The sequence below is a fragment of the Oceanicaulis sp. genome (assembly GCA_040112665.1).
Taxonomy (GTDB): domain Bacteria; phylum Pseudomonadota; class Alphaproteobacteria; order Caulobacterales; family Maricaulaceae; genus Oceanicaulis.
On sequence record CP157796.1, the window covers coordinates 2,411,352 to 2,436,343 of the forward strand.

The 24,992-nt window shown below is 69.3% G+C and carries 25 protein-coding genes; 8 read left to right on the forward strand and 17 right to left on the reverse strand.

What is annotated here, in order from left to right:
- The first annotated feature begins 60 nt into the window (after positions 1–60).
- The gene (locus ABL308_11800) at positions 61–2,181 is read left to right on the forward strand and encodes a ComEC/Rec2 family competence protein (protein ID XBQ15630.1); all 2,121 of its coding nucleotides are present in this window, start codon (positions 61–63) and stop codon (positions 2,179–2,181) included.
- Between the two features lie 7 nt (positions 2,182–2,188).
- Here the strand turns inward: ABL308_11800 and lexA are convergent, their stop codons facing one another.
- From lexA to ABL308_11820, 4 genes are all read right to left on the reverse strand, one after another.
- Entirely contained in the window at positions 2,189–2,857 is a 669-nt protein-coding gene (gene lexA / locus ABL308_11805; GenBank protein XBQ15631.1) for a transcriptional repressor LexA, read from the reverse strand.
- Between the two features lie 92 nt (positions 2,858–2,949).
- Positions 2,950–3,741, reverse strand: a complete 792-nt coding sequence (gene trpC, locus ABL308_11810) for an indole-3-glycerol phosphate synthase TrpC (protein ID XBQ15632.1) — start codon at positions 3,739–3,741, stop codon at positions 2,950–2,952.
- Positions 3,738–4,763, reverse strand: a complete 1,026-nt coding sequence (gene trpD, locus ABL308_11815; protein XBQ15633.1) for an anthranilate phosphoribosyltransferase — start codon at positions 4,761–4,763, stop codon at positions 3,738–3,740. Before trpD ends, trpC begins: the two co-directional genes overlap by 4 nt.
- The gene (locus ABL308_11820; GenBank protein ID XBQ15634.1) at positions 4,763–5,368 is read right to left on the reverse strand and encodes an aminodeoxychorismate/anthranilate synthase component II; all 606 of its coding nucleotides are present in this window, start codon (positions 5,366–5,368) and stop codon (positions 4,763–4,765) included. Before ABL308_11820 ends, trpD begins: the two co-directional genes overlap by 1 nt.
- Positions 5,369–5,455: 87 nt before the next feature.
- Between ABL308_11820 and ABL308_11825 the strand changes: the two genes are divergently transcribed.
- The 4 genes from ABL308_11825 (at position 5,456) to ABL308_11840 (ending at position 8,661) form a co-directional block, all read left to right on the forward strand.
- The gene (locus ABL308_11825) at positions 5,456–6,349 is read left to right on the forward strand and encodes a divergent polysaccharide deacetylase family protein (protein ID XBQ15635.1); all 894 of its coding nucleotides are present in this window, start codon (positions 5,456–5,458) and stop codon (positions 6,347–6,349) included.
- 97 nt (positions 6,350–6,446) lie between these two features.
- The gene (locus ABL308_11830; protein XBQ17738.1) at positions 6,447–6,812 is read left to right on the forward strand and encodes a response regulator; all 366 of its coding nucleotides are present in this window, start codon (positions 6,447–6,449) and stop codon (positions 6,810–6,812) included.
- A gap of 10 nt (positions 6,813–6,822) precedes the next feature.
- The gene (locus ABL308_11835; GenBank protein ID XBQ15636.1) at positions 6,823–8,181 is read left to right on the forward strand and encodes a PleD family two-component system response regulator; all 1,359 of its coding nucleotides are present in this window, start codon (positions 6,823–6,825) and stop codon (positions 8,179–8,181) included.
- Between the two features lie 39 nt (positions 8,182–8,220).
- Positions 8,221–8,661 carry a hypothetical protein gene (locus tag ABL308_11840; protein ID XBQ15637.1) on the forward strand — a complete coding sequence of 147 codons (441 nt, stop codon included), beginning with the start codon at positions 8,221–8,223 and terminating at the stop codon, positions 8,659–8,661.
- A gap of 68 nt (positions 8,662–8,729) precedes the next feature.
- Here the strand turns inward: ABL308_11840 and rpmG are convergent, their stop codons facing one another.
- The 6 genes from rpmG to topA form a co-directional block, all read right to left on the reverse strand.
- Positions 8,730–8,897, reverse strand: coding sequence for a 50S ribosomal protein L33 (gene rpmG / locus ABL308_11845; GenBank protein ID XBQ15638.1), 168 nt, complete (start codon positions 8,895–8,897; stop codon positions 8,730–8,732).
- A gap of 87 nt (positions 8,898–8,984) precedes the next feature.
- Entirely contained in the window at positions 8,985–10,160 is a 1,176-nt protein-coding gene (locus ABL308_11850) for an MFS transporter (protein ID XBQ15639.1), read from the reverse strand.
- Positions 10,161–10,170: 10 nt separating this feature from the next.
- Entirely contained in the window at positions 10,171–10,782 is a 612-nt protein-coding gene (locus ABL308_11855) for a hypothetical protein (GenBank protein XBQ15640.1), read from the reverse strand.
- Complete coding sequence (locus ABL308_11860) at positions 10,779–11,465, reverse strand: NUDIX domain-containing protein (protein ID XBQ15641.1); 687 nt, start codon at positions 11,463–11,465, stop codon at positions 10,779–10,781. Before ABL308_11860 ends, ABL308_11855 begins: the two co-directional genes overlap by 4 nt.
- The gene (gene rnr, locus ABL308_11865; protein ID XBQ15642.1) at positions 11,446–13,701 is read right to left on the reverse strand and encodes a ribonuclease R; all 2,256 of its coding nucleotides are present in this window, start codon (positions 13,699–13,701) and stop codon (positions 11,446–11,448) included. The genes ABL308_11860 and rnr overlap by 20 nt, the downstream gene beginning before the upstream one ends.
- Entirely contained in the window at positions 13,698–16,310 is a 2,613-nt protein-coding gene (topA, locus tag ABL308_11870) for a type I DNA topoisomerase (protein XBQ15643.1), read from the reverse strand. The genes rnr and topA overlap by 4 nt, the downstream gene beginning before the upstream one ends.
- Before the next feature lie 171 nt (positions 16,311–16,481).
- Between topA and ABL308_11875 the strand changes: the two genes are divergently transcribed.
- Entirely contained in the window at positions 16,482–16,733 is a 252-nt protein-coding gene (locus tag ABL308_11875; protein XBQ15644.1) for a hypothetical protein, read from the forward strand.
- Here ABL308_11875 and dprA read toward each other — a convergent pair.
- From dprA to ruvX, 7 genes are read right to left on the reverse strand one after another with little or no spacing between them, the layout of a single operon-like run.
- On the reverse strand, positions 16,730–17,869 hold the full coding sequence (gene dprA / locus ABL308_11880; protein ID XBQ15645.1) for a DNA-processing protein DprA: 1,140 nt from the start codon (positions 17,867–17,869) through the stop codon (positions 16,730–16,732). The genes ABL308_11875 and dprA overlap by 4 nt on opposite strands.
- Positions 17,866–18,462, reverse strand: a complete 597-nt coding sequence (plsY, locus tag ABL308_11885; protein ID XBQ15646.1) for a glycerol-3-phosphate 1-O-acyltransferase PlsY — start codon at positions 18,460–18,462, stop codon at positions 17,866–17,868. The genes dprA and plsY overlap by 4 nt, the downstream gene beginning before the upstream one ends.
- A 3-nt stretch (positions 18,463–18,465) precedes the next feature.
- Positions 18,466–19,728 carry an amidohydrolase family protein gene (locus ABL308_11890; GenBank protein XBQ15647.1) on the reverse strand — a complete coding sequence of 421 codons (1,263 nt, stop codon included), beginning with the start codon at positions 19,726–19,728 and terminating at the stop codon, positions 18,466–18,468.
- Positions 19,725–20,720: an aspartate carbamoyltransferase catalytic subunit gene (locus tag ABL308_11895; protein XBQ15648.1), complete on the reverse strand. Its 996-nt coding sequence runs from the start codon at positions 20,718–20,720 to the stop codon at positions 19,725–19,727. The genes ABL308_11890 and ABL308_11895 overlap by 4 nt, the downstream gene beginning before the upstream one ends.
- Before the next feature lie 60 nt (positions 20,721–20,780).
- Complete coding sequence (locus tag ABL308_11900) at positions 20,781–21,698, reverse strand: AEC family transporter (protein XBQ15649.1); 918 nt, start codon at positions 21,696–21,698, stop codon at positions 20,781–20,783.
- Positions 21,695–22,612 (reverse strand): AEC family transporter, encoded by a 918-nt coding sequence (locus ABL308_11905; protein ID XBQ15650.1) that lies wholly within the window; start codon positions 22,610–22,612, stop codon positions 21,695–21,697. The genes ABL308_11900 and ABL308_11905 overlap by 4 nt, the downstream gene beginning before the upstream one ends.
- Positions 22,609–23,085: a Holliday junction resolvase RuvX gene (gene ruvX, locus ABL308_11910; protein ID XBQ15651.1), complete on the reverse strand. Its 477-nt coding sequence runs from the start codon at positions 23,083–23,085 to the stop codon at positions 22,609–22,611. The genes ABL308_11905 and ruvX overlap by 4 nt, the downstream gene beginning before the upstream one ends.
- A gap of 114 nt (positions 23,086–23,199) precedes the next feature.
- On the opposite strand from ruvX, the gene gatC reads away from it, so the two are divergent.
- Positions 23,200–23,487 (forward strand): Asp-tRNA(Asn)/Glu-tRNA(Gln) amidotransferase subunit GatC, encoded by a 288-nt coding sequence (gene gatC, locus ABL308_11915; GenBank protein XBQ15652.1) that lies wholly within the window; start codon positions 23,200–23,202, stop codon positions 23,485–23,487.
- A gap of 5 nt (positions 23,488–23,492) precedes the next feature.
- Positions 23,493–24,971, forward strand: coding sequence for an Asp-tRNA(Asn)/Glu-tRNA(Gln) amidotransferase subunit GatA (gatA, locus tag ABL308_11920; protein XBQ15653.1), 1,479 nt, complete (start codon positions 23,493–23,495; stop codon positions 24,969–24,971).
- The last annotated feature ends 21 nt before the right edge of the window (positions 24,972–24,992 follow it).

Here is a 24,992-nt window from a genome sequence, read left to right on the forward strand (position 1 = left end):
TTAGCACGGGCCCGGACCGGAGAGATAGCCTCCTGCTGATCGACGCGGCATCATGGGGGTGTGGTTGCGGATACGTTTCCCCTGCCGCGCGATCGGGGCCGGTTTGAAACCCTTGTCGAAGCGGTGTTCGGCGCCCCGGTCAGGCCGGGGCCGCCCGATCCGTCACGCCTGCTGATCTGGGCGCCTGTCGCGCTGGCGATCGGGGCGGTCGCCTATCTCGTCTGGCCGTCCGAACCGCCCGCCTGGCTGCGCCTTGCAGCTGCAGGCCTCGCCGTCGTGTTCGCCCTTGCCGCTGTGCTGGCGCGCGGCCGGGCGATAGCGCTCTACGTCCTGGTTCTCGCCGCCCTGTGCGCCGCGGGTTTCGGGCTCGCCCAGCATCGCACGATCGCAAGCGCCCCGCCGCCGATCGAGGACGCCGGCCGGCCCAAGCTCGTCGAAGGCTGGATCGAAGCGGTCGAGCGCGGGGGAAGCCGGCCGCGCCTGCTCATCCGCGTGCTCTCGCTCGAAGGCGCGGAAATCCCGCCCCGGCGCGTCCGGGTCCGGACCGCGCTCGATGACTTCGCGCCCGGCGACTCCGTCTCCGTGATCGCGATGCTCGACCGGCCGCCCGGTCCCGCAGCGCCGGGCGGCTACGACGGCGGGCGGGCGGCCTGGTATGACGGCGTGGCGCTGACCGGCTGGTCGCTCGGCCGGCTTCAGCCAGGCCCGGAGATCGAGACCGACCGCTTCGCCCGCAGGCTCGCCGCGTTCCGCTGGATGCTGGCTGAACGGATCAGGGAGCGGGCGGGCGAACGCACGGGCGGGATCGCTGCGGCGCTGCTGACCGGGGACCGGTCGGGCGTGAGCGAGGCGGACGCCGAGGCGCTGCGGCTGTCGGGGCTGGGGCACATCCTCGCCATTTCCGGGCTTCACATGGCGCTGTTCGCAGGCGGGGTGTACTGGGCTGCGCGCTGGCTGTTCGCTGCGATCGAGCCCTACGCTCGCGCCCAGGATCCGCGCAAGCCCGCCGCGATTGTCGCGCTGCTGGCTGCCACAGCCTATCTCGTTTTGTCCGGCGCGGCGGTGCCCACCCAGAGGGCCTGGGTGATGGCGGTGGTGGTGCTTCTGGGCGTGCTTTTCGACCGGCGGGCCTTCTCGCTGCGCTCGCTCGCCATCGCGGCGATCGGGGTGCTCGTGATCGCGCCGGAAAGCGTGATCGAGCCGGGCTTCCAGATGAGCTTTTCGGCCGTGGCCGCGCTCATCGCGGTCTACGAGATCTGGATGAAGATCAAGCCCGAGCGCTTGATCGCGCCTGGCGTTCTCGAACGCGCTATGGGCGCGTTCGGCGGTCTCGCGACGACCAGCCTCGTCGCGGGCGCGGCGACGGGAGCGTTCGCGGCGTTTCATTTCCAGCGCCTCGCAGCCTACGGCTTCATCGCCAATCTTCTGGCCATGCCTGTGTTCACCTTCCTCGTCATGCCCGCCGGCGTCGCGGCTCTGGCGCTCATGCCGTTCGGGCTCGACGGACCGATGCTCCGGGTGATGGACCTCGGCTTGCGGGTCGTGCTCGCGGTCGCCCACCGCACCGCTGAGACCGAAGGCGCGGGCGTGTCGGTGCTGGCGGCCAGCGGTACGGTCGTGGCGCTTTATGGGGTGGGCTTCGCGCTCGCCACGCTGGGGCTGGGGCTCGTCAGGGCGGGCGGGATCGCCGCCAGCCTCGCCGCGCTGGCGGCCTGGCAGCTGCAGAGCCCGCCGGATTTCATGGTGACCGAGGACGGCGTCGTGCTGGCCCGCTTCGACGCAGAGGCCGGGTTTCAGGCCACTGATCTCAGGCGGGGCCGGTTCGACACGGGCGTGTTCCTGCAGCGCGCCGGGGCGGGCGAGGGGCGGCCCGATCGCGCCGCGCTCGCCTGCGATGCGGGCGGGTGCACAGGACGCACGGCGGACGGGCTTCTGGTCGCCATCACCGAGGATCCCGAAGCGCTGGCGGAAGATTGCGAGCGCGCCGACATCGTCGTGTTCGACGGTCGCGCACCGCCCTGGCGGGCGCGGCGCTGCGGCGCGCTTTTGTTCGACGACGCCAGACGCGAGGAGATCGGCGGGGCGGCCTTCTGGATCAAGGACGGCCGGGTCGTGCGCCTGCGCGCAGCCCAGGACCGGCGGCGGTCCAGGGTGTGGAGCGCGCCGCCGGGCGGGACCTGATGCCCGCCTAGTGGTAGCGGCGGATGAGGCCGACCAGGCGGCCCTGCACCTTCACTTCGCCGGCGCTGAAAATGCGCGTCTCATAGGCGGGGTTCGCCGCTTCCAGCGCGATCGAGCCGCCCTTCTTGCGCAGTTTTTTCAGCGTGGCTTCCTCGTCGCGCACCAGCGCCACGACGATGTCGCCGGTGTCTGCGGTGTCGGCGCGTTTGATGACAACCACGTCGCCGTCGAGAATGCCGGCTTCGATCATCGAATCCCCGTGCACTTCGAGCGCGAAGTGCTCGCCGCCGGAGATCATCGAGGGCGGCACCGACAGCCGGTCGGTCTCGTGCTGGATCGCCGAGATCGGCACGCCCGCCGCGATGCGGCCGAGCACGGGCACTTCGATGCCGGTCTCCGCCGGTTCGCCGCGGCGTCCGAAATCAGGCTCGACCACGTTCGAGGCGGGCTTCGGCGCGGCGCTGTCAGGCAGCTTCAGCACTTCGAGCGCGCGGGCCCTGTGGGGCAGACGCCGGATGAAGCCGCGCTCCTCGAGCGCGCTCACCAGGCGGTGCACGCCGGACTTCGACGCGAGGCTGAGCGCCTCCTTCATCTCGTCGAAGGAGGGCGAGACGCCGTCCTCGGACAGGCGCTTGTGGATGAAGAGCAGAAGCTCGTGCTGTTTTTTGGTCAGCATGTCGCCCTCGGTCAGGAACAAAACACGAAAATACGCTTCGTGTTCTATGCCTGTTCCGAGTTAACGTCAAGTCAACGCCGGGCGCGCCTCGCTCAGATCGCCATCAGCCGGCGCGTGGCGGCGGTGACGTCGTCCTGCCGCATCAGGCTTTCGCCCACGAGCAGGGCGCGTGCGCCTGCGGCCTTGAGGCGGACGGCGTCCTCAGGCTCGAAGATGCCGCTCTCAGCGACCAGAAGCCGGCCCGAATCAGCCATAGGCGCGAGCGATTCGAAGGTTTCGAGCCGGGTCTCGAAGGTTCTGAGATTGCGGTTGTTCACACCCACGAGCGGAGAGGGCAGAGCGAGCGCGCGGCGCATTTCCTCTGCGTCATGGACCTCGACGAGCGCGTCCATATTCCATCTGAACGCTTCGTCGATGAGCGCGGCGGCGGTCGCGTCGTCCACGGCGGCGAGAATCACCAGGATGCAATCGGCGCCCAGCGCCCGCGATTCGGCGACCTGCCAGGGCTCGTAGAGGAAGTCCTTCCGCAGCACGGGCAGCGAGACCGCCTCGCGCGCGGCGACGAGATAGCGGTCCTCGCCCTGAAAGCTCGGCGCGTCGGTCAGCACCGACAGGCACGCCGCGCCGCCGACTTCATAGGCGCGGGCGAGCGCGGGCGGATCGAAGTCCGCGCGGATGAGGCCCTTTGACGGGCTCGCCTTCTTCACCTCGGCGATGAGACCCAGCCCCGACGTATCCGAGGCGCGCTTCAGCGCATCGAGAAAGCCCCGCACCGGCGGCGCCGCGCTCGCAGCCTCGGCGACCGCCTCATAGGGGCGCGCGGCCTTGCGCTCGGCGATGTCGGCGCGCTTGTAGGCTTCGATCTTCGCGAGCACGTCGCTCATGACCGGGCTCCGTGGCTGGCTTCGACCAGGGCGGCGAGGGCGGCTTTCGCGCGGCCGTCCTCGATCGCGGCTTCGGCCTGGCGCGCGCCGTCTGCGAAGTCGCCTGCGAGGCCGGCGAGTTTCAGTGCCGCGCCGGCGTTGAAAGCGACGATGTCGCGATAGGGCCCGCGCGCGCCGTTCAACAGCGCCGTGATCGCCTCGGCGTTCTCGGCCGGCTCGCCGCCTTTCAGGTCGTCGAGCGCGGCGCGGGGAAGGCCTGCGTCCTCGGGGGTGATCTCATAGGTGGTGACCTCGCCGCTCTCATGCAGCTCGGCGACCTTGGTGGGGCCGGTGGTGGTGATCTCGTCCAGCCCGTCCGAGCCGTGCACGATCATCGCCCGCTCAGCGCCCAGCCCGCGCAGGGCTTCAGCCATCGGCACGAGCCATTTCTCATCGAACACGCCGAGCAGCTGACGCTTCGCGCCGGCCGGGTTGGACAGCGGACCGAGCAGGTTGAAGATCGTGCGCACCCCCAGCACCCGCCGCGCCGGGCCGACATGGCGCACCGCGCCGTGATGGGCCTGGGCGAACAGGAAGGCGACCCTGGCCTCGCTCAGCGCGCTCTCGATCTGCGCGGGGCTTGCCAACAGGTTCACGCCGAGCGATTCGAGCACTTCGGCCGAGCCTGATTTCGAGCTCGCCGCCTTGTTGCCGTGCTTGGCGACGACCGCGCCCGCACCGGCCGCGACGAGGGCGGCGGCGGTGGAGATGTTCAAGGTCCCGCGCGCGTCGCCTCCGGTGCCGCAGGTGTCGATCGCGCCGTCCGGCGCCTCGATTTTCGTCATGCGCGCGCGCATGGCCTCGGCCCCGGTCCTGAGCGCCTCCGGACTTTCACCGACCGCGGCGAGGGCGAGCAGGAAGCCGCCCACCTCGACAGGATCGGCTTCCCCCTCCATCAGCGTGTCGAAAGCGGCGCGCAGCGCCTGCTCGCCGGGCTCGCGGCCGGCGGCGAGCGCGCGGATGGCCTCGGTCATGCCGCTCATCAGGCCGGCTCCCTGTCGCGCACGGGGTCGCGGACGGGCAGGCCGGCGATCTTCAGGAAATTCGCGAGCATCTTGTGGCCGTGCTCGGACGCGATCGACTCGGGATGAAACTGCACGCCGTGCACGGGCCGGCTCGCATGGGCGAGCCCCATGATCTCGCCGTCGGCCGTGCGCGCGGTGACCTTCAACTCGGTTCCTTCGGGCAGATCGACAGCCAGCGAGTGATAACGCGTCGCGGTGAACGGGCTGGGCAGGCCCTGGAAAACGCCCGTGCCGTCATGGGTCACGGGGCTGGTCTTGCCGTGCATGATCTCGCGGGCCTGGACGACCTTGCCGCCCCAGACCTGACCGATCGCCTGATGACCCAGGCACACGCCGAAGATCGGCAGGGTCTCCGGGGCTTTTTCCAGCAGCTCAAGGCAGATCCCCGCCCGGTCCGGATCGCAGGGCCCCGGGCTCAGAACGACGCCGGCCGCGCCGGACCCGATCGCGTCGGCGGCGCTGATCTGGTCGTTGCGCACGACTTCGGTCTTCGCGCCCAGCTCCTGAAAATAATGCACCAGGTTGAAGGTGAAGCTGTCGTAGTTGTCGATGATCAGCAGCATGGCCGCGCCCCGCGGAGTTTTCCGTGGCGGCGAACTTAGGCGGGCGGGCGCGCGCCGCCAACCGCGACTCGCTGTAAACACCGGCCCATGGCGCGCTTTTCGGTACTCGCCCCGCAGATCGGTGCAGGCCTCGCCGCAGCGATCATGATCGTTGCGGGCTTCGCCTTCGCGCCTGCGGCGACGCCTGAACCGGCGGTGGCCGAAACCAGCGGCGCGAGAAGCGTCGATCTCGGCGTGGTCGAGGCGGGCGTGCGGGGTCAGCCGCGGGAAACAACGCCGGCCGCCGCGTCTGAACCGTCCGAGCCTCTCCTGCTCGTCGTGATCGACGATGTCGGCCTGGACGTCGACGCGGCGCGGCGGCTGATGGATCTACCGGTCACGCTGGCCATCCTTCCCTATGCAGACGCCGCGCCCGTGATCGCCGCCGAAGCGCGCGCGGCGGGACGCGAGGTGTTCGTGCATCTGCCCATGGAGCCTGTGGGTCTCGAAGATCCCGGGCCCGGCGCGATCGTCACCGGCATGACCGCCGAGACCTTGCGCGCGCGGCTGGCCTGGGCGTTTTCGCGCGTGCCGGGCGCGGCGGGGTTCAACAACCATATGGGCAGCCGGATGACGTCCGATCCCGGCGCCATGGCGGCGCTCTTCGCCGCCGCGCCCGAGGGTGAGCTCGTGTTCCTCGACTCCCTGACCCATCCCCGTTCGGTCGCCGCGCGCGCCGCCGCTGACGCCGGGCTCGCCAGCCTCAGCCGCGACGTGTTTCTCGACGCCGAGCCGGGCCAGGCCGCCGCCCAGCTCGACCGCGCGATCGCGCTCGCGGCTTCGCAAGGCCAGGCGATCGCCATCGGCCATCCCTATCCGGAGACCCTGCAAGCGCTTGAAAGTCTTCGTGAGAAAGCAGCCGCGCAAGGGGTCGTGCTGACCACCGCGCGGGCGCTCGCAGACCGCCGCCGCGCCGAAACCCGGGCGCCGACTCATTCTTGATTAAGGAAAGTCGGGTTTACTCTTCCCCGGATGGTCAAGGGCACAAGCCGGAACAACCGGCGGTCCCGAGGGGAAGGCGCGGTCGATGCTGCAGGTCATGTCCAAGAAAGTTCTGATCGTTGAAGACAACGAGCTGAACATGAAGCTCTTTCGTGATCTGCTCGAGGCGCACGGCTACGAGACCGTGCAGACCAAGGAGGGTCTCAAGGCCCTCGACATGGCCCGCGAGCACAAGCCCGACCTCATCCTGATGGACATCCAGCTGCCCGAGGTTTCGGGGCTGGACGTGACCAAATGGATCAAGAACGACGAGACGCTCTCTTCCATTCCCGTGGTGGCGGTCACAGCCTTCGCGATGAAGGGCGATGAGGAGCGGATCCGCGAGGGCGGCTGCGAGGGCTACCTGTCCAAGCCCATCACCGTCGCAAGTTTCATCGAAACGGTCCGGAAGTTTCTCGGCTGACGGAGGGGCCATGAGCGCGCGCATCCTCGTCGTCGACGACATCGAGACCAACCGCCGCCTGCTCGAAGCCCGCCTGAGCGCGGAGTATTTCGAGGTGCTGCAGGCCGCCGACGGCCATGCCTGCCTCGAGGTCGCCCGCAAGGAGCGGCCCGATCTGGTGCTCCTCGACGTGATGATGCCCGGCATGGACGGGTTTGAAGCCTGCCGACGGATGAAGGCCGACCCCCAGCTGCGCCATATCCCGGTGATCATGGTGACCGCGCTCGACCAGCGTCAGGACCGCATTCGCGGGCTGGAAGCGGGCGCTGACGAATTTCTGACCAAGCCCGTCGACGACGTGGCGCTGTTCGCGCGCGTGCGCTCGCTTCTGCGCCTGAAGACGGTGATGGACGAGCTGCGCCTGCGCGAGGCGGCGAACGCCGGTGGCGCGGTGCCCGAGCCCGAAGGCGAGCGCAGCGCAGGCCGCGTGGTCATGGTCTCCGCCGACGCGGCGAGCGCCGAGCGTCTGGCCGGCAAGCTGCCCGATCCCTTCCGCACCCGCGCCTGCCACGAGCCGCTGGACGCGCTGCGCGCAGCCCAGCGGTCCGACCTGGTGGTCGTCGATCTGACGAGCCCGCGTTTCGACGGCCTGCGCCTGTGCGCGCGCGTGCGTTCGGACGCGGCGACGCGGCAATTGCCGATCCTTGCGGTGGTGGATTCCGACGATCGGGCGATGATGGTCCGCGCCCTCGATCTGGGTGTGAACGACGTCATCCACCGCCCGGTGGATTCAGGCGAGCTCGCCGCGCGCGCCCGCACCCTGATCCGGCGCAAGACCTACACCGACGCCCTGCGCGACCGCCTTGAGGAAAGCCTCGAGATGGCGGTCACCGACCCGCTGACCGGGCTCTATAACCGCCGCTATGTCGTCTCCCGCCTGCGCCAGGCGCTCGACGTGCTCGACCGCACCGGAGAGCCGGTGTCGGTGGCGCTGATGGACATCGACCATTTCAAGCGCATCAACGACAATTTCGGCCATCAGGCCGGTGATCGCGTCCTCAAGGGCTTCGCCGAACGCCTTGGCAAGGAATTGCGCGCGATCGACATTTCCGGCCGCTATGGCGGGGAGGAGTTCCTCGTCGTCTTCGCCAATGCGGCCGACGAGGCGGGCCTTGAAGCGGCCGAGCGCGTGCGCGCGGCGATGGCCCGCGCGCCGTTCGTGGTCGCCGCGAGCGGGGAGAGCATCGGCGTGACGGTGTCCGCCGGCGTCGCAGAAGCGAGGCCCGGCGACGACGTCGAGGACATTCTCGCCCGCGCCGACCAGGCGCTCTATCAGGCCAAGGCCGCCGGGCGGAACCAGGTCATGGCCTGGCGCAGGAAGGCCGCCTGACCCGCTGACATTCTCGCTGTCAGGGTGTAGTGTTCGACCATGACCGCAGAGACGCCGACCACCGCGCCGAACCGCGATTCACTCTGGCGCTATGTCCTCGCCTTCGCCGGCGGGGCGGTCGTCGCTTCGATCCTCACCCCGGCACTTTACGGTTTCGTGGACGGGTTCACCCGAACCGTCACCAGCCAGATCACGCCTGCCGCGTTCATAATGGCCGCTTTCACCGGGGCGGTCTCGGGAGCGGCTTGGGTTGCGGCCTTCCGGCTCGCTGGCGATCTGAAGGCGCAGCTGGCCGTACCCTGGCTGGGCACGCTCGCGCTCGTCGTCTGGGTGGTGGCGCTTCTTTCCGCGTTCGAGCACGCCATGGCTTACGGCGCGTGGCCGTCGGACCCGTCACGCGAGCTGATCGAGGTGACGCTTTACGCAGCAGCGTTCTTCATCGTTTTCAAACAGGGCGCCGCGCGTTTCGGGCGCTGGTGAAACGAAAAAGGCCGCCCCGGAACAGGAGCGGCCTTTTTACGAGAAAAGCGGTCAGAGCGGGCTTTCGCCTACTTGATCTTGCCTTCCTTGAATTCGACGTGCTTGCGCGCGACCGGGTCGTACTTTTTCAGGACGAGCTTCTCGGTCATCGTGCGGGCGTTCTTTTTGGTGACGTAGAAATAGCCCGTGCCCGCAGTCGAGTTCAGGCGGATCTTGATGGTTGTCGGCTTCGCCATGGTCTCGTACCCGGTCAAAACTGAAAAGCGCGCCGGAACGGACCCCGGCGCTGCGAGCCGCGGAACATACCCGTAGCGCGTCCGGTGTCAATGCTTTGCGATGTCCTTTTCGCGCCACGCCGCCAGCAGATACAGCAGCGCGAAAGCGGCGAAGGCGAGCAGCAGTCCGTAGGGGTCGAACCCGTCCATCGCCGCGCCGGAAAGGGGCGGCCCGATGAGCGATCCCACGCCGTAGGCGAAGATGAAGGCTGCGTTCGCCGGGGCGAGGGCGGAAAGTTTCACCCGCTCGCCGATGAGCGCGAGGCCGACGGTGTAGAACGCGCTCGCCACGCCGACATAAAGAAACACCAGCGGATAGACCGCCCAGAGCCGCGCGCCGGCGAGCGCGATGAGCAGGGCGATCACCACGGCGCCGCCGGCGATCAGCCGCAGCGCGGTCAATCTGCCCGCGGCGTCGGCGAATCGGCCCATCGGGATCTGCATCGCGATCGCGCCCAGCGCGCCGACGGCCACGAGCACGCCGACGGCGGTTTCGGTGAAGCCCAGACGCTCGGCGTAGACCGGCATCAGGGAAAACACGCCGGTTTCCAGCGCGCCGAAGACGAGCCCGGCGAGGATCGCGGCGGGGGCGAGGCGTGCGGCGCGCCACATCGCCCGCGGGCTCGCTTCGCCCTTTTCGGGCGGCGCGATGCCGGGACCGCGCAGGAGCATGATCGGGATCGCGCCGAGCAGAAAGATCGCCCCGCCCGCGAACCAGGGGGTGACGCCTTCAGAGCCGAGCGCGGCCAGAAGCAGCCCGCCCGACCCGAACCCGCCCGAGAGCACGGTGGCGTAGACGGCCAGCAGGCTCGCGCGCTTTTCCGGCTTGGCGAGCTGATTGATCCAAGTCTCGCTGGCCACGAAAATCACGGTCACCGGCAGCCCGATCAGAAAGCGCAGCACGAACCAAACCGTGACGTCCGGCACGAGCGGGAACAGGGCGATGCCCAGCCCCGTCAGAACCGCCGATCCGACAATCACCATGCGCGGCGGAAAGCGCGACAGGAGCGGGGGAATGAGCGGGGTCGCGGCGATGGTCGAGATCGCGGCGGCGGCCGCGTTCGCGCCGACCACCGCGCCTGATCCGGTCATCGCTTCGAGATTGAGCGAGACCAGCGGCATCAGAAGCCCGAACCCGCACCCGGCCAGCGCGGCGCACAGGATCGCCGAGGCGAGCGAGCGCGTGCGGGCGTGGGCGTCCGAGGCGAGAAAGGCGGCGATCATGGCCCGCGGGCTATAGCCGCGATTGAACGCGCTGTCCCGCCCGGAACGTAACCCGCAGCGGGCGCGGCCGGCCGCCGAGCGCTTTTAGGGCGAGATCGAGAAACGGCGCGGCCGCCTCGTCGCCGAGCGCGACTGCGGCGGCCTCCGGCGCCATCCAGACGATCCGCTCGGCCCGGCCGCGGCGCTTGATGGAGTTCGAAACCCGCGCCAGCGGCGCTGCGAAGAAGCGAAGATGCCGGCGCGCTTCGGCGTCGGCGGGGTCGAGCGCGCGGCCCAGATAGGTCAGCGCCTCGCGGTCCGGCGCCAGGCGATGGCGCGCCATCCGGCTCCAGCCGCCGCGCGCGGGCAGGGTCTCGTCTGCGCCCGCGGGCCGCGCGACGAGCTGGCCGAGTTCCTCGTAGAGCGCGCGCAGGGCCGCGTCCTGAAGCGCGCTCGCCCGGCCTTCCGCGCAGCCCAGACGCGCGCGAGAGATGCGCGGCGCAGGCCCGGTGGCGACGCCGTCGCCGCGCTCAGGCCGCGATTGCGGCAGCACGAGGCCGCTTTCGCGCCTCGCCAGCGCCACCCGGCGGGCGTGCGGATCGGCCAGAATCAGGGCCGCGACGGGCAGGGGACGGTTGCTCACAGCGTGTCCACTTTCGGGCCCGAGCGGGTGACCCGGGCGCAGCGCACGCAGTCGAGCTCGCCCTTGAGCTTGGCGTCGAGTTCGCCGAGCACGAAGCGAGTGATGATCGGGATGTCGAGCTCCCGCGCCTCGGCGGTCGACACCCATTGGAGGTCTTCAAGCTCGCCGTTGCCGACCAGCGCCGCATCGCCGTGAACCGCGTCTGCGGGCGCGGTGAAGAAGAAGGCGTCGAAGCGGCGCGGCCGTCCCGGCGGGGTGATCGCGCGGGCGACGAGATCGAGCGCGCTCGCATCGGGGCGCACGCCGGCCTCGGCGAACGGCGCCCAGGCGGGGCGGGGCTTCTCGATCGGCCCCGGCGTTGCGAGCAGCAGGCCGGTCTCCTCGGCCGTCTCCCTCAGCGCGGCGGCGGCGGCGGCGCGGGCGCGCCGCTCGCTCAGCACGCGGCACAGCGTTTCACGCACCTCGCGCCGGGGCTCGCTTGCGAGCGGGGCGTAGCCGTCGCCGCGATCGACCCGGCCGCCGGGAAAGACGTATTTCTGCGGCATGAAGACGTGACCGCCCGACCGCCGGCCGAGCAGGATCTCCACGCGCCCGCCGGTGCGCTCCCGCGTCAGGATCAGCGAGGCGGCGAGGCGGGGGCGGAGGGCCTTGGTCCTGGTCTTTTCAGCGCTTGCGGCGTCCATGCGGCTTTCCGCCAGAGGGCTTTGCAGGGCCGCGGCCGCGCCGTCCGCCGCCGTCGCGCCGTCCGGCCCGTCGCGCGGGCGGTCTTCCAGATTCGGGAGGCGTCAGAATGTCGAATAACAGCCCGCCCGTCACCGGCGTGGCCTCGACCAATCGCACAGTGACCGCCATGCCCAGCCGGTAGCGCGCCCCGGTCTGCTGACCCACGAGGGCGTGGGACGCCTCGTCGTGCATGAAGTATTCAGAGCCCAGACGGCTGACCGGGCAGAGCCCGTCCGCGCCTGTCTCGTGAAGTTTGACGAAGCAGCCGAAGCGGGTGACGCCGGCGATCCGGCCTTCGAACTCGCTTCCGACGCGGTCCGACAGCCAGGCGGCGATGAACCGGTCGACCGCGTCGCGCTCGGCGGCCATGGCGCGGCGCTCGTTGGTGGTGGTTTCCTCCGCGATCGCCTCGAGCTCTGAGCGTTCGGCGTCGGTCTGGCCGTCGGAGCCCAGGTTATACGCCCGGATGAGGCCGCGATGGGTGGTCAGGTCCGCATAGCGCCGGATGGGCGAGGTGAAGTGGGAGTATTTCGCCAGATTCAGGCCGAAATGGCCGATATTGTCGGTCGAGTAGACCGCCTGCATCTGGCTTCTGAGCACAACCTCGTTGACCGTCTCGTAGTGCTCGCCGCCCTCGGCGCGCTTGAGCACCTGGTTGAACCGGCCCGGCGTGGGGCGCTCACCCTTGGACCATTTCAGGCCCACCGTGGGCAGGAAGTCGGCGAGATTGTCGATCTTCTCAGAGCCCGGCTCGTCATGGATGCGGTAGATGAGGGGCGTGCGTTTGGCCTCCAGCGCCTCGGCGGCGGCGACGTTCGCCTGGATCATCATCTCTTCGATGAGCTTGTGCGCGTCGAAGCGCTCACGGACCTTCACGCCTTTGACGCGCCCGTCCTCGCCGATCTCGATCTTCTTCTCCGGCGCGTCGATCTCGAGCGGCTCGCGCCGGTCGCGCGCCTTCTTCAGCGCCGCATACGCGCCCCAGAGCGGTTCGAGCACGTCTTTCTTCAGCTTTTCAGCCTTGCCCGCGCCCTCGCCGTCGATCGCGGCCTGCGCATCCTCGTAGCTCAGCCCGGCCGCAGAGCGCATCCAGCCGCGAATGAAGGTGTGTCCGCGCTTGTTTCCGTCGCGGTCGAAGACCATGCGCACGGCGAGACAGGGCCGCTCCTCGCCTTCCTTCAGCGAGCACAGGTCGTTGCTCAGCCGCTCTGGCAGCATCGGCACGACCCGGTCGGGCAGATAGACCGAGACGCCGCGATTGCGTGCGCCCTTGTCCAGCGGCGAGCCGGGCGTGACGTAGGCCGCGACGTCGGCGATCGCGACGAGCACCACCCAGCCGCCTTTGTTGGCGGGATCGTCGTCGGGCGCGGCCCAGACCGCGTCGTCATGATCGCGCGCGTCGGCGGGGTCGATGGTGATCAGCGGGATGTCGCGCAGATCCTCGCGCTTGCCCTGTTTGGCGGGCTTCACCGCGCGGGCCTGTTCGGCCTCGGCGTCGGAAAAACCCTCGGGCACGCCGTGTTCGGCCATGGCGATGATCGAGCCCGCGCGCGGGCTGTTCGCATCGCCGATCACCTCCTCGATGATCGCGGTCTTCAGGCCGTGGCGGCGTTCGGACGTGACCCGCGCCAGGACCAGCTCGCCGTCTTTGGCCTTGTCCGCTTCGCCGCGCGCAGGGATCAGCTCGTGCCGCGCGCGCTTGTCGACGGGGACCAGCCGGGCGGGGCCCTTGGCCTTGTTCAGCACGCACAGGATCTTCGTGGTCGACTTGCCGAGCTTCTTGATCGTGTGGGCTTCGTAGGCACCGTCCTGATCGGACGTGAGGCGGGCGAGGATACGGTCGCCGACGCCGGGCGGGGAGCCCTTGCGGTCGCCGGCCAGGCGGATGGTCGGCCCGCGCAGCTCTTCCTTCACCGGGCGGCAGAGAAACTCCCCGTCCACGTCGCGGTCGAAGACTTCGAGCACGGTCACCGGCGGCAGGCCCGACGCGAGCGCCCAGGCCTTCTTGTGGTTCTTTTCGATCGCGCCGGCGGATTCGAGATCCTTCAGCGCCTGTTTCAGCGCGGTGCGCTGTTCGCCCTTGAGGTCGAGCGCGCGGGCGATCTCGCGCTTGGTGAAGCGGCCTTCGCCCAGCTTGATCGCTTCGAGCAGCGTCTCGCGTGTGAATCCGTGCTCTTCGTAAGGGTCCCTGCTCAAGACTTCGCCTTCTTCGCGCTCGCCCCGCTCTTCTTCGCCCCGGAGGATTTCTTCGCGGCGGGCTTCTTGGCGGGCGCTTTCTTCTTCGCCGGCGCCTTCTTCTTGCCGCCGCCCTTGGCCGCCTTTTCGGCGATCAGGGCCACCGCCTGTTCGAGCGTCACCGCTTCGGGTTCGGTTCCCTTGGGCAGGGTGGCGTTGGTCTTGCCGTGCTTGACGTAAGGCCCGTAGCGCCCGCTCATCACATTGATCGGCTCGCCGTCCTCGGGGTGCTTGCCGAGCTCTTTCAGCGGCTTGGCGGCGGCCCCGCCGCGGCCGCGCGGATTGGCGCGCTTTTCCGCGATCAGATCGACCGCGCGATTGAGCCCGACCTCGAACACTTCGTCGGCGCTTTGCAGGTTGGCGTAGGTCTTGCCGTGCCGGACGAACGGGCCGTACCGGCCGATGCCCGCCTCGATCGGCTCGCCGTCCTCGGGATGCCTGCCCACCTCGCGCGGCAGGTCGATCAGCATGACCGCCTTGTCGAGATCGACATCCGCCGGGTTCCAGCCCTTGGGAATGGAGCCGCGGCGGGGTTTTTCCTCGCCCTCGACGGTCATCTCCAGATAAGGGCCGAAACGGCCGTCCTTGAGATAGATCGTCGCGCCGGTCTCGGGATGCTCGCCCAGCGCGCCGTCGCCGGCGGCCTGGGGCGGGGTGTCGGTCGCGCCCAGGGGCCGGGTGTAGCGGCAATCGGGATAGTTCGAGCAGCCCACAAAGGCGCCGTGCTTGCCCAGGCGCAGGCTGAGTTCGCCGACATTGCAGCTGGGGCAGACCTTCGGATCCGACCCGTCCTCGCGCGGCGGATAGATCAGCGGGGCGAGCTCGACATTCATCTTCTCGATGACGTCGCCGATCCTCAGATCCGCGATCTCCTCGACGCTCGCGGAGAAGTCGCGCCAGAAATCGCGCAACAGCGCCTTCCAGTCGAGATCGCCCGCGCTGACCTTGTCGAGCTGGTCTTCGAGGCTGGCGGTGAAATCGTATTCGACATAGCGCCGGAAGAAGTTCTCCAGGAACGCGATGACCACCCGGCCCTTGTCTTCGGGGAAGAAGCGCTTGTCCTCCATGCGGACATAGCCGCGGTCGCGCAGCACCGAGAGGGTGGAGGCGTAGGTCGACGGCCGGCCGATGCCGAGTTCTTCGAGCTTTTTCACCAGCGTGGCTTCGGTGAAGCGCGGCGGGGGGCTGGTGAAGTGCTGCTCGGCGATCACCTGTTCGGCGGTCGCCTTCGCGCCCTTGTTCACATGCGGCAGCCGGTCCTCGGCCTCCTCGGTCTCGTCGTCGCGGCCTTCCTGGTAGAGCGCGAGGAAGCCGGCGAAGGTCTGCACCTGGCCGGTGGCGCGCAGCGCGGTCTGCCGGTCTTCGCTTTCGAGATCGATGGTCGTGCGGTCGAACCGTGCGCTTTCCATCTGGCTGGCCACGGCGCGCTTCCAGATGAGGTCGTAGAGCCGGGCCTGGTCGCTATCGAGACGCAGCTTGCCGGGCAGGCGCGAGAAGCTCGTCGGCCGGATCGCCTCGTGCGCTTCCTGGGCGTTCTTCGCCTTGGAGGAATACTTTCGGGGGACCTCGGGGACGTAATCGCCGCCATATTCGTTTTTCACCACGGCGCGCGCCTCGGCGATCGCGCCGCCGTCCATGGAGACGCCGTCGGTTCGCATATACGTGATCAGACCCACCGTCTCCCCGCCGATCTCCACACCTTCATAGAGGCGCTGGGCGGTGCGCATGGTGCGCTGGGCGTCGAAGCCGAGCTTGCGCGAGGCTTCCTGCTGCAGGGTGGAGGTGGTGAAGGGCGGCGAGGGGTGTCGCTTGGCGGGTTTGGCCTCGACATTGGCGACGGTGAACGCCGCCGCCTTGACCGCAGCCTCGGCGGCGCGGGCGCGGGCCTCGTTCTCGAGGCTCATCTTGGTGATCTTCTCGCCTTCGAAGCGCGACAGCCGCGCCTTGAAGCTCGCGCTCGCGCCCTCGGCTTTCACCATGGCGTCCAGCGACCAGTATTCTTCCGAAACGAAGCGCTCGATCTCGCCTTCGCGCTCGGTGATCAGCCGCAGGGCGACCGACTGCACGCGGCCGGCGGATTTCGCGCCGGGCAGCTTGCGCCACAGAACCGGAGACAGGGTGAAGCCCACCAGATAGTCGAGCGCGCGGCGGGCGAGATAGGCCTCGACCAGCTCCATGTCGAGCTCGCGGGGCTTGGCGATGGCCTCGCTGACCGACTTCTTGGTGATCGCGTTGAACGCGACGCGCTGGACCTTCTTGTCCTTGAGCGCGCGGCGCTTCTGCAGCGCTTCGAGCAGGTGCCAGCTGATCGCCTCGCCCTCGCGATCGGGGTCGGTGGCGAGGATCAGCGTGTCGGCGTCCTTGAGCGCGTCGGCGATCGCCTTGATGCGGTCGCGCGCCTTGCCCTCGACGGTCCATTCCATCGCGAAATCGTCGTCGGGACGCACCGAGCCGTCCTTCGCGGGCAGGTCGCGGACATGCCCGAAGCTCGCCAGAACCGTGTAGTCCGAGCCCAGATACTTGTTGATCGTCTTGGCTTTGGCCGGGGATTCGACGACGAGGACGTGCATTGCGGCGGGGGACCTTCAAGGGGGTGCGGGCGCTGGGCCGGGGCCCGCTGCCGGAAGAGGGCGGAAGGTGGGTTGAACCTGCAACCCTGTCAACACGAGCCGGCGCACTTGCACCGAAGCGTGTACTCGTTTAGGTAAATCGTGTAAGTTGTATTTACGAGGCGCGCGGCGATGTCCGATTCAAGAGATCCCTTTGATAGTTTCAACGAGCCCGCCAGGCCCGAAGAGGCAGCGGGCTACCTGATCGAGATGCTCGCCTCGATGTCGCACTTCGCCCATATTTCGGATTTGCACAACTCCTCGGTGATGCTCGCGGCGGCGTCCCGTGTCGTCGAGCAGGAGTGCAGGCTCCGCACTGACGGACCGCCTAAATTAAGAGGCGAGCCGCCGACCCTTCCCTATCCCTTCGGCGTCGAGGACTAGTCACCTGCCTGATCGGGCCAGGCGGCGTAGACCATGCCGTTGGGCGCGAGCACGCAGCGCCCGGCCAGTTCGAGCTCGACCAGCGCGGCGAGCACAGCCCGCGCCGGCGCTCCGGAAAGACGGGCGATCTCGTCCCGGCTGACCGGGGAGGGGGACAGAAGCTCGGCGACTTTCGCGCGCACCCGGTCGGCTTCGTCTTCAAGCTCGCGCGGATCGGGCGGCTCGTCCTCGTAATCAAAGCCCGAGGGCTCCTCGAGCGACGGCCTGCGGGCTTGCGACAGCACCGCGATCACGTCATCGGCGCTTTCGATCAGCGCCGCACCCTCGCGAAGAAGCCGGTTCGCACCCTTCGCCCGCGGATCGAGCGGAGAGCCGGGCACGGCCATGACCTCGCGGCCCTGCTCGCCGGCCATGCGCGCGGTGATGAGCGATCCCGAACGCTCGGCCGCCTCGATCACCACCACGCCGTCAGACAGCCCGGCGATGAGCCTGTTGCGCCGCGGAAAGTCGCGCGCCTGGGCGACATAGTCGGGCGGAGTTTCGCTCACCAGAAGGCCTTGCCGGGCGATGGCGGCCTGAAGCTCGGCGTGTTCGGGCGGATAGACGCGCGCCAGCCCGCCCGCGATCACGCCGATCGTTCCGCTCTGGAGGCTGCCCGCATGAGCGGCGCCGTCGATGCCGCGCGCGAGCCCCGAGCACACGATCACGCCGCGCTCACCAAGATCGCGGGCGAGCTGGCCGGCGAAGCGGATGCCGATCGCCGAGGCGTTGCGCGCGCCGACGATCGCGCAGACCGGACGCTCTGCCGGATCGAGATCGCCGATGAGCGAGACCACGGGCGGAGGCGGATCGAGCACGGCGAGGCTTGTCGGGAACTCCGGCTCGCAGGCGCAGACCAGACGCGCACCGAGCTCGTCGAGCCGGTCGAGTTCGGCTTGCGCCTGGGCGCGGGTGACCGGCCGGGTCGGCTTGCTGCGTCCGCCGCGCGCGGCCAGCCGGGGCAGGGCGTCGAGCGCTGCTGCGGCGTCGGCGTAGCGTTCGATGAGCTTGGAAAAGCTGACCGGACCGACCCCGCTGGTCCGTGCGAGCCTGAGCCAGTCGAGCCGCTCGGCGCTGGTCAGGCTTTTGCGCTTCACGTCTTCTTCGCCCCGATCATCGGCTCCTCGCCCTTCATGAGGCGGCCGATATTGGTGCTGTGCCGCCAGTAGATGAGCGCGGCGAGAAAGAGCGCGAGCAGGGCGACGTCCTCACGGCCGAACGCCAGGGCGACGAGCGGGGCGAAGGCGGCGGCGACGAGCGCGGAGAGGCTGGAGATGCGGAACAGAAGCGCCGTTCCGAGCCAGGTGAAGCAGGCCAGAAGCCCAACGGTCCAGGCGGCCGCGAGCAGCACGCCGAGGAAGGTCGCCACGCCCTTGCCGCCGTTGAACTTCAGCCAGACCGGGAAGCAATGGCCCAGAAAGGCCGCGCCGCCCGCGACGAGCCCGGCCGGGGTGGAAACCAGAAGGCCGAAGATCAGGCAGACGAAGCCGGCCTTGCCGCTGTCGAGCACGAGCGTGAGCAGGGCGAGATCCTTGCGCCCGGTTCTCAGGACGTTGGTCGCGCCGATATTGCCCGAGCCGATCTTCCGGACATCGCCCAGCCCGGCGAGCCGGACCAGCACCAGCCCGAACGGAATCGAGCCGAGCAGATAGCCGCCGAGCGCAGCGGCGATGAGAAGCGGATCGAACATGAGTCAGCCCTGAGGTTGATGAATGATCGCGCCTTCGACGATCGTAAGCAAGACCGCGCCGTAAAGTCGGCGGTTCTCGAACGCGCTGGCGGCGCGGCAGCTGAGCCCCGCCTTGCCGAAGACCACGGGCCGGTCGGGGTCGAAGACGACGAAGTCCGCCGGCGCGCCGGGTTCGAGCCGGCCCTGGGGCAGGCCCAGAAGATCTGCGGGTCCTGACGTGACCGGGCGCAGCGCGTCGGTCAGCGGCAGGCGGCCGTCCGCGGCGAGCGTGCACAAGGCGGGCAGGAGCGCTTCGAGATTGGCCGAGCCGGCTTCGGCTTCGGGGAAGGGATGGGCCTTGGCTTCGCCGGTGCTGGCGTGATGGTCGGAGACCACCGCTTCGAACGCGCCGTCGGCCAGCGCTTCGATGAGGGCGAGCCGGTCGGCCTCGCTTCTGAGCGGCGGGTCGAGGCGGAAGCGCGCGTCGAAGCCGCCCGCGTCCACCTCGTTGAAGATGAAATGGGTGACCGGTGCGGTGGCCGCGATCTCGAGCCCGCGCGCCCGCGCCGCATCGAGCGCGGCGAGGCCTTCGCTGGTCGTGATCCGGTCAAAGAGCACGCGCGCGCCGGTCAGCTCGGCCAGCGCCGCGCCGCGCTCGATGGCGAGGCGCTCTCCGGCTGCCGGCCGGGAGGGCAGGCCGAGCCGCATGGCGAGATCGCTTTCAGTCGCGCAACTGTTGCGCGCCAGATGCGGTTCCTCGCACCTCAAAGACACCCAGGCGTCGAAGGTCGAGGCGTAGGCGAGCACACGGCGGGCCAGCCTGGTGTCGACGATCGGCGCGCCGCCGTCGCCGACCAGCGCCGCGCCCGCGCGCAGCATCAGCCCGATCTCGCCCATCTCTCCGGCGGCGTCGACGGCGAGCCCTGCGGGCAGAAGCCGCACCGGGCTCGTCAGATCGGCGTTCTCAACGGCCGCGAAGTCCTCGGGCCGGGCGAGACCTGCGCCGCTGTCGGGCGCGAGCACCAGCGTGCCGACCCCGCCGGCTGCTGCGGCTCTGGCGGTCGCGTCGAGCCCTGAAGCGCCGGACGAGGCCGGTCTCGCGCGGCATCTGAGATCGATCAGCGCAGGCGCGAGCGCCGCGCCGGAGAGATCATGAACCTGCTCGCCGCTTTCAGGCGACAGACCTTCGGCGATTTCGACGATCCGGCCGTCGCGGACGCGAATATCGCCCGGTCCGTCATGATTGGAGGCGGGGTCGATCAGGCGGGCGTTGGTGAAAAGGGTCATCCGCCGTCCCCGGTCCCGTCTTGCGTGTCGTCTTCCCCGCGCCGGTTCGGGGCGCGGCCGGTGATGAGTTCGAGCACCGCCATGCGCACCGCGACGCCGGCTTCGGCCTGTTCGAGGATCACGGCGCGCTCGGGGTCGTCGGCGAGTGCGCCGTCGATCTCCACCCCGCGGTTCATGGGCCCCGGGTGCATGACGAGACAGTCCGGCGCGGCCAGATCCAGTCTCGCGTGGTTGAGCCCGTACAGCGCAGCGTACTCGCGATCGGACGGGATCAGCCCGCCGCTCATCCGTTCTTTCTGGATCCTCAGCGCCATCACCGCGTCGCAGCCCTCGATCGCCTCGTCGAGATCGTGGAAGACCTGAACGCCCCAGCGGTCGGCGTCGGCGGGCAGCAGCGTCGCCGGCCCGCACAGCCGTACTTCGGCGTTCAGAAGATTGAGCAGGGAGACGTTCGAGCGCGCCACCCGGCTGTGCAGGATGTCGCCGATGATGGCGATGCGCTTGCCGCCGACCTCGCCCCAGCGCCGGGTCAGGGTGAAGGCGTCGAGCAGCGCCTGGGTGGGGTGTTCGTGCGCGCCGTCACCGCCGTTGACGACGCTGGCTCCGGTCACCTGAGCGAAATAGTCCGCGGCCCCGGCCGCATGGTGGCGCACGACCAGCACGTCGGGGTTCATGGCGTTGAGATTGAGCGCGGTGTCCGCAAGGCTCTCGCCCTTGGAGATCGAGGCCGAGCCGGCGGCGAAATTGATGACGTCCGCGCCCAGCCGCTTGGCGGCGATCTCGAAGCTCGACAGCGTGCGGGTGGAGTTCTCGAAGAACAGATTGACGACCGCGATCCCCTCGAGGGTGCGGTCGCGCTCGGCCCGGCTGCGATTGTCGTCGAAATGCACCGAGGCGCGCTCGAAGATCATCGACACGTCGAGCGGATTGAGCGCGCCCACGCCCAGAAGGCTCCGGTGCGGGAAATCATAGGCGAACCCGGCGCGACTCATCGGGACCTCGCTTCGTCTGGCGCGGGGGGCGGTATAGGCGCGCGCGCCCGCCGCCGCAAGCTAGAGCGAAAGCGCGATCGCTGCGGCGACCGGCAGGGCGAGGAGGCTGGTCAGCACGCTGAGGGTCAGCATGCCGGCGACCAGAGGCGCTTCAGTACGAAAATCAGCCGCGACCGCATAGGTGAAGGCGGCCCCCGGCGCAGCGCCGGCCAGCGCCGCGATGACGCGCGCCTGATCGTCCAGGCCGATCAGAACCGCGAGCGTGATGAAGATCGCCGGGCCTGCCACGGAGCGCAGCGCCGCCGCCGCCGCGATCGGCGCCAGGCGGCCCCTCAGCGCGGGCAGGTCGAGCCCTGCGCCCATCGCCAGCAGGATCACCGCCATCGCCCCTGCGCCCAGCATGTCCAGTGGCGCGAGCAGGCCGGGTACGGCGTCGAGGACGCCGAAAAGCGAGGCGAGCGCCCCTGCAGCGCAGGCGATCACCACCGGGTCCGCAGCGACACGCCGGAGCGCGCCGCCGGCAGAGCCTGCGCCGGCGAACGCGAAGGCGGCGACGGCAGCCCCTGCGCCCAGGATGACGCCAGGCGCGACCAGAGCTGCGGCGCGGTCTGCAGCTTCGGGACCCAGAAGGCGGTCTGCGAGGGCTACGGTTAGGACGAGGTTCCAGAGCATGGCGACTGCGATCAGGGCGGCCGTCTCGCTCCTGCCGGACCGTAGAAGCGTCGATGCGAGCCAGGCCGCCGTGAACAGCAACGCGCCGCCAGCAAGCGCGACGGCTGCGAGCCCGGCTGCGCCCGGCGCTGTCAGATCGCTGCGGGCGATCAGCGCGAACAGGAAGGCGGGCAGAAGTATGCGGTGATTGAGCGCGTTGATCCCGCCCCACAGCTCGCGCGGCATCAGACCCGAAGCGCGCACCGCGTACCCCAGCGCGACCAGCGCGAAGACCGGCGCGAAGGCGGTGAGGATCTCCCCGGTCATGCGCTGGCGAACCAGATCCAGAACGGCAGGGCCAGGAAGGCGAGCAGCGTCGTCGCGGTGACGTGGCCCGCCATGAGCCGGGCGTCCCCGCCCATCTCGCTGGCGAGCACGTAGGACGCCGCCGCGCCTGGAGCCGCGCCGATCGCGGTCAGAAGCACGAGCGGCATGCCCTGCACGCCGAACGCGACGCCCAGCCCGTAGAAGACGAGCGGGGCGGCGACGAGCTTCAGCGCGACCGACAGGCTGAGAAGCCCCGGCCGCGCCCTGAGCGCCGAGAAGTCGAGCCCTGCGCCGATGGCCAGCAGAATGAGCGGCAGCGCCGCCCGGCCCGCCAGCGCTGCCGTGTCCGCGACAGGGCCGGTCTGGAACAGGTCGAACGCGTTCGCGGCGGCTCCGGCGAGGCAGGCGATGATCAGCGGGTTGGTGACGATGCGGAAGCCGACCTGGCGGAAATCGGGCTTTTTCTCGCTCACCCCCCAGATCGTCAGCACCGCCACGCACATCACGTTGATGAGCGGCACGGTCGGCGCGAAGACCAGCGCCACGAGCGCTGCGCCCTCAGCGCCGAACACCGCGCCCGCCAGCGCCAGGAGCACGAAGCCGTTCCAGCGCACCGCGCCCTGAAACAGGCTGGTGTAGGCCGGCCCGTCCACGGGAAGCGGTTTGAACAGAAGCGATATCGCGCCCATGGCCAGAAAGGCGAGGGTGACTGCGAGGAGGAACGCGCCGGCTTCGGCGCCTTCGATCTCGGCGCGGGAAATGGTCGAGAAGAGCAGGGCGGGCAGAAGCGCCTGATAGCTCAGCCGGTTGATGCCCGGCCAGAGCTCCAGCCTGACGAGCTTCGAGCGTCTGAGCGCCCAGCCCAGCGCGATCACCCCGAAGATCGGGACGAGGGCGACCGCGACCGCGCTCACGCCTCGCGCTCGCCCTGTTGCGGCGGGCCTTCGGCGATGCGCTGAAGGGCGGCCTCGAGGATGACGGCGGCGGCCTGGGCGTCGACGAAAGCCTTGCGGTCAGAGGGCTTTACGCCGGCCTCGATCAGCTGCTCGGTCGCTGCGAAGGTGGACAGGCGCTCGTCCTGATAGACCACGGGCAGGTCGCGCAGCCTGAGCAGATTGGTCACGAAGCTGCGCGCGCTCTGCGCCCGGCGACCGTCGCCGCCGTCCATGTGCAGCGGCAAGCCCACGACGAGGCCTTTGCAGTCGCGTTCGTCGTAGAGCTTCAGGAGCGCCACGGCGTCCTTCGTGAACTTCACCCGCTCGATCGTGGTCAGCGGCGAAACGACGGTGCGGTCCGCGTTACAGACCGCCAGACCCAGCGTCTTGTCGCCGGGGTCGACCGCCATCAGCGGACCTTTGGGCAGGTGGGCGGGGTGGAGAAAGAGCATGCCCGCCCGTTTACGCCTGCTCACCGGTTTGCGAAAGCCCCGCCGTCTTGCGCCGCAGCACGCGCGCCGGTATGGCTCGCCGCTGACGAATTTTCCTCTCCTTCGGAGCCCGCCATGTCCGTCACCAAAGACGAGGTGCGCCGCATCGCCAAGCTTGCGCGCATCGCCGAGCCCGCCGACCGGCTCGATGCGCTGACCGGCGAACTCAACGGCATTCTCGACTGGGTCGAGATGCTCAATGAAGTCGATGTCGAGGGCGTCGAGCCGATGACGACCGCCGCGCCGACGAAGCTGCCCTTGCGCGAAGACGCGGTGACCGACGGCGGCAAGCGGGAGGACGTTCTGAAGAACGCCCCGCGCGCCGAGGAAGGCTTCTTCGTCGTCCCCAAAAGCGTGGAGTGAGCGCGATGACCGAGTTTTCCAGGCTCACTTTGCATGAGGCGATCGACGGGCTGAAGTCCAGGGACTTCACCGCGGTCGAGCTCGCCGAGGCCACCGTGTCCGGCGCGGAAGCGATCGCCAAGCCGCTCAACTGCTTCACCGTGATCGACGGGGATCGAGCCGTGGACATGGCGAAAGCCTCCGATGCGAAGATCGCGCGGGGCGAGGGCGGCCTGCTCGAAGGCGTGCCGATCGCCATCAAGGACCTGTTCGCGGTGAACGGCGTGGAGACCACAGCCAGCTCGAACATCCTCAGGGGCTTCAAGCCGGCCTACGAATCCACCGTCACCCAGAACCTGTGGGACGCCGGCGCGGTCTTCTTCGGCAAGACCTCGATGGACGAGTTCGCCATGGGCTCGTCGAACGAGACGGCGAACACCGGTCCCGTGGTGAACCCGTGGAAGGCCAAGGGGTCTGACGAAGAGCTCGTGCCCGGAGGCTCTTCGGGCGGGTCGGCCGCGGCGCTGGCCGCGGGCGTCAGCTACGGCGCGACGGGCACCGACACCGGCGGCTCGATCCGCCAGCCGGCCGCGTTCACCGGCCTTGTCGGCGTGAAGCCGACCTATGGCCGCTGCTCGCGCTGGGGCGTGGTCGCGTTCGCAAGCTCGCTCGACCATCCCGGGCCCTTCGGCAAGACGGTGAAGGATACAGCCCTGCTCACCCAGGTGATGAGCGGTCACGACCCCAAGGACTCCACCTCCTATCCCGGCGAGGTTCCGAACTGGGTCGAGGCGGTGGGCAAGTCCGTAAAGGGCCTGCGGATCGGCGTTCCGAAGGAGTACCGGCTCGACGGCATGCCCGGCGAGATCGAGACCCTTTGGAGCCAGGGCGTGGAGTGGCTGAAGGCCGCCGGCTGCGAGATCGTCGACATCTCCCTGCCGATGACGAAATACGCGCTGCCCGCCTACTACATCATCGCCCCGGCGGAGGCCTCCTCGAACCTCGCCCGCTATGACGGCATGCGCTACGGCGCGCGCGTCGAGGGCGCGGACCTGATCGACACCTATGAGAAGACCCGCGGGGCGGGATTCGGCAAGGAAGTCCAGCGCCGGGTCCTGATCGGCACCTACGTGCTGAGCGCGGGATATTACGACGCGTACTATCTGCGCGCCCTGAAGGTCCGCCGGAAGATCCTCGAGGATTTCGAGCAGGCTTTCGAAAAGGTCGACGCCATCCTGACCCCGTCCACGCCGAGCGCGGCGTTCGGGATCGGCTCGAAAGCCGACGCCAGCCCGATCGAGATGTATCTCAACGACGTCTTCACCGTGACGGCGAACATCGCCGGCATCCCCGCGATCAGCGTGCCTGCGGGCCTGGATTCCCAGGGGCTGCCGCTGGGCCTGCAGGTCATCACCAGGGCGCTCGACGAAGAGACCATGTTCAAGGTCGGCGCGGCGATCGAGGACGCGGCGGGGTTCGACGCGCAGCCGGAAAAGTGGTGGTAGGCTGAGGTGAGGCGAAGCCTG

Bases quoted from the DNA above. Each gene is read 5' to 3' on its own strand.
- lexA (XBQ15631.1), bottom strand. From the start codon at position 2,857: ATGCTGACCAAAAAACAGCACGAGCTTCTGCTCTTCATCCACAAGCGC.
- trpC (XBQ15632.1), bottom strand. From the start codon at position 3,741: ATGAGCGACGTGCTCGCGAAGATCGAAGCCTACAAGCGCGCCGACATC.
- trpD (XBQ15633.1), bottom strand. From the start codon at position 4,763: ATGAGCGGCATGACCGAGGCCATCCGCGCGCTCGCCGCCGGCCGCGAG.
- ABL308_11820 (XBQ15634.1), bottom strand. From the start codon at position 5,368: ATGCTGCTGATCATCGACAACTACGACAGCTTCACCTTCAACCTGGTG.
- ABL308_11825 (XBQ15635.1), top strand. From the start codon at position 5,456: ATGGCGCGCTTTTCGGTACTCGCCCCGCAGATCGGTGCAGGCCTCGCC.
- ABL308_11830 (XBQ17738.1), top strand. From the start codon at position 6,447: ATGTCCAAGAAAGTTCTGATCGTTGAAGACAACGAGCTGAACATGAAG.
- ABL308_11835 (XBQ15636.1), top strand. From the start codon at position 6,823: ATGAGCGCGCGCATCCTCGTCGTCGACGACATCGAGACCAACCGCCGC.
- ABL308_11840 (XBQ15637.1), top strand. From the start codon at position 8,221: ATGACCGCAGAGACGCCGACCACCGCGCCGAACCGCGATTCACTCTGG.
- rpmG (XBQ15638.1), bottom strand. From the start codon at position 8,897: ATGGCGAAGCCGACAACCATCAAGATCCGCCTGAACTCGACTGCGGGC.
- ABL308_11850 (XBQ15639.1), bottom strand. From the start codon at position 10,160: ATGATCGCCGCCTTTCTCGCCTCGGACGCCCACGCCCGCACGCGCTCG.
- ABL308_11860 (XBQ15641.1), bottom strand. From the start codon at position 11,465: ATGGACGCCGCAAGCGCTGAAAAGACCAGGACCAAGGCCCTCCGCCCC.
- topA (XBQ15643.1), bottom strand. From the start codon at position 16,310: ATGCACGTCCTCGTCGTCGAATCCCCGGCCAAAGCCAAGACGATCAAC.
- ABL308_11875 (XBQ15644.1), top strand. From the start codon at position 16,482: ATGTCCGATTCAAGAGATCCCTTTGATAGTTTCAACGAGCCCGCCAGG.
- plsY (XBQ15646.1), bottom strand. From the start codon at position 18,462: ATGTTCGATCCGCTTCTCATCGCCGCTGCGCTCGGCGGCTATCTGCTC.
- ABL308_11890 (XBQ15647.1), bottom strand. From the start codon at position 19,728: ATGACCCTTTTCACCAACGCCCGCCTGATCGACCCCGCCTCCAATCAT.
- ABL308_11895 (XBQ15648.1), bottom strand. From the start codon at position 20,720: ATGAGTCGCGCCGGGTTCGCCTATGATTTCCCGCACCGGAGCCTTCTG.
- ABL308_11900 (XBQ15649.1), bottom strand. From the start codon at position 21,698: ATGACCGGGGAGATCCTCACCGCCTTCGCGCCGGTCTTCGCGCTGGTC.
- ruvX (XBQ15651.1), bottom strand. From the start codon at position 23,085: ATGCTCTTTCTCCACCCCGCCCACCTGCCCAAAGGTCCGCTGATGGCG.
- gatC (XBQ15652.1), top strand. From the start codon at position 23,200: ATGTCCGTCACCAAAGACGAGGTGCGCCGCATCGCCAAGCTTGCGCGC.
- gatA (XBQ15653.1), top strand. From the start codon at position 23,493: ATGACCGAGTTTTCCAGGCTCACTTTGCATGAGGCGATCGACGGGCTG.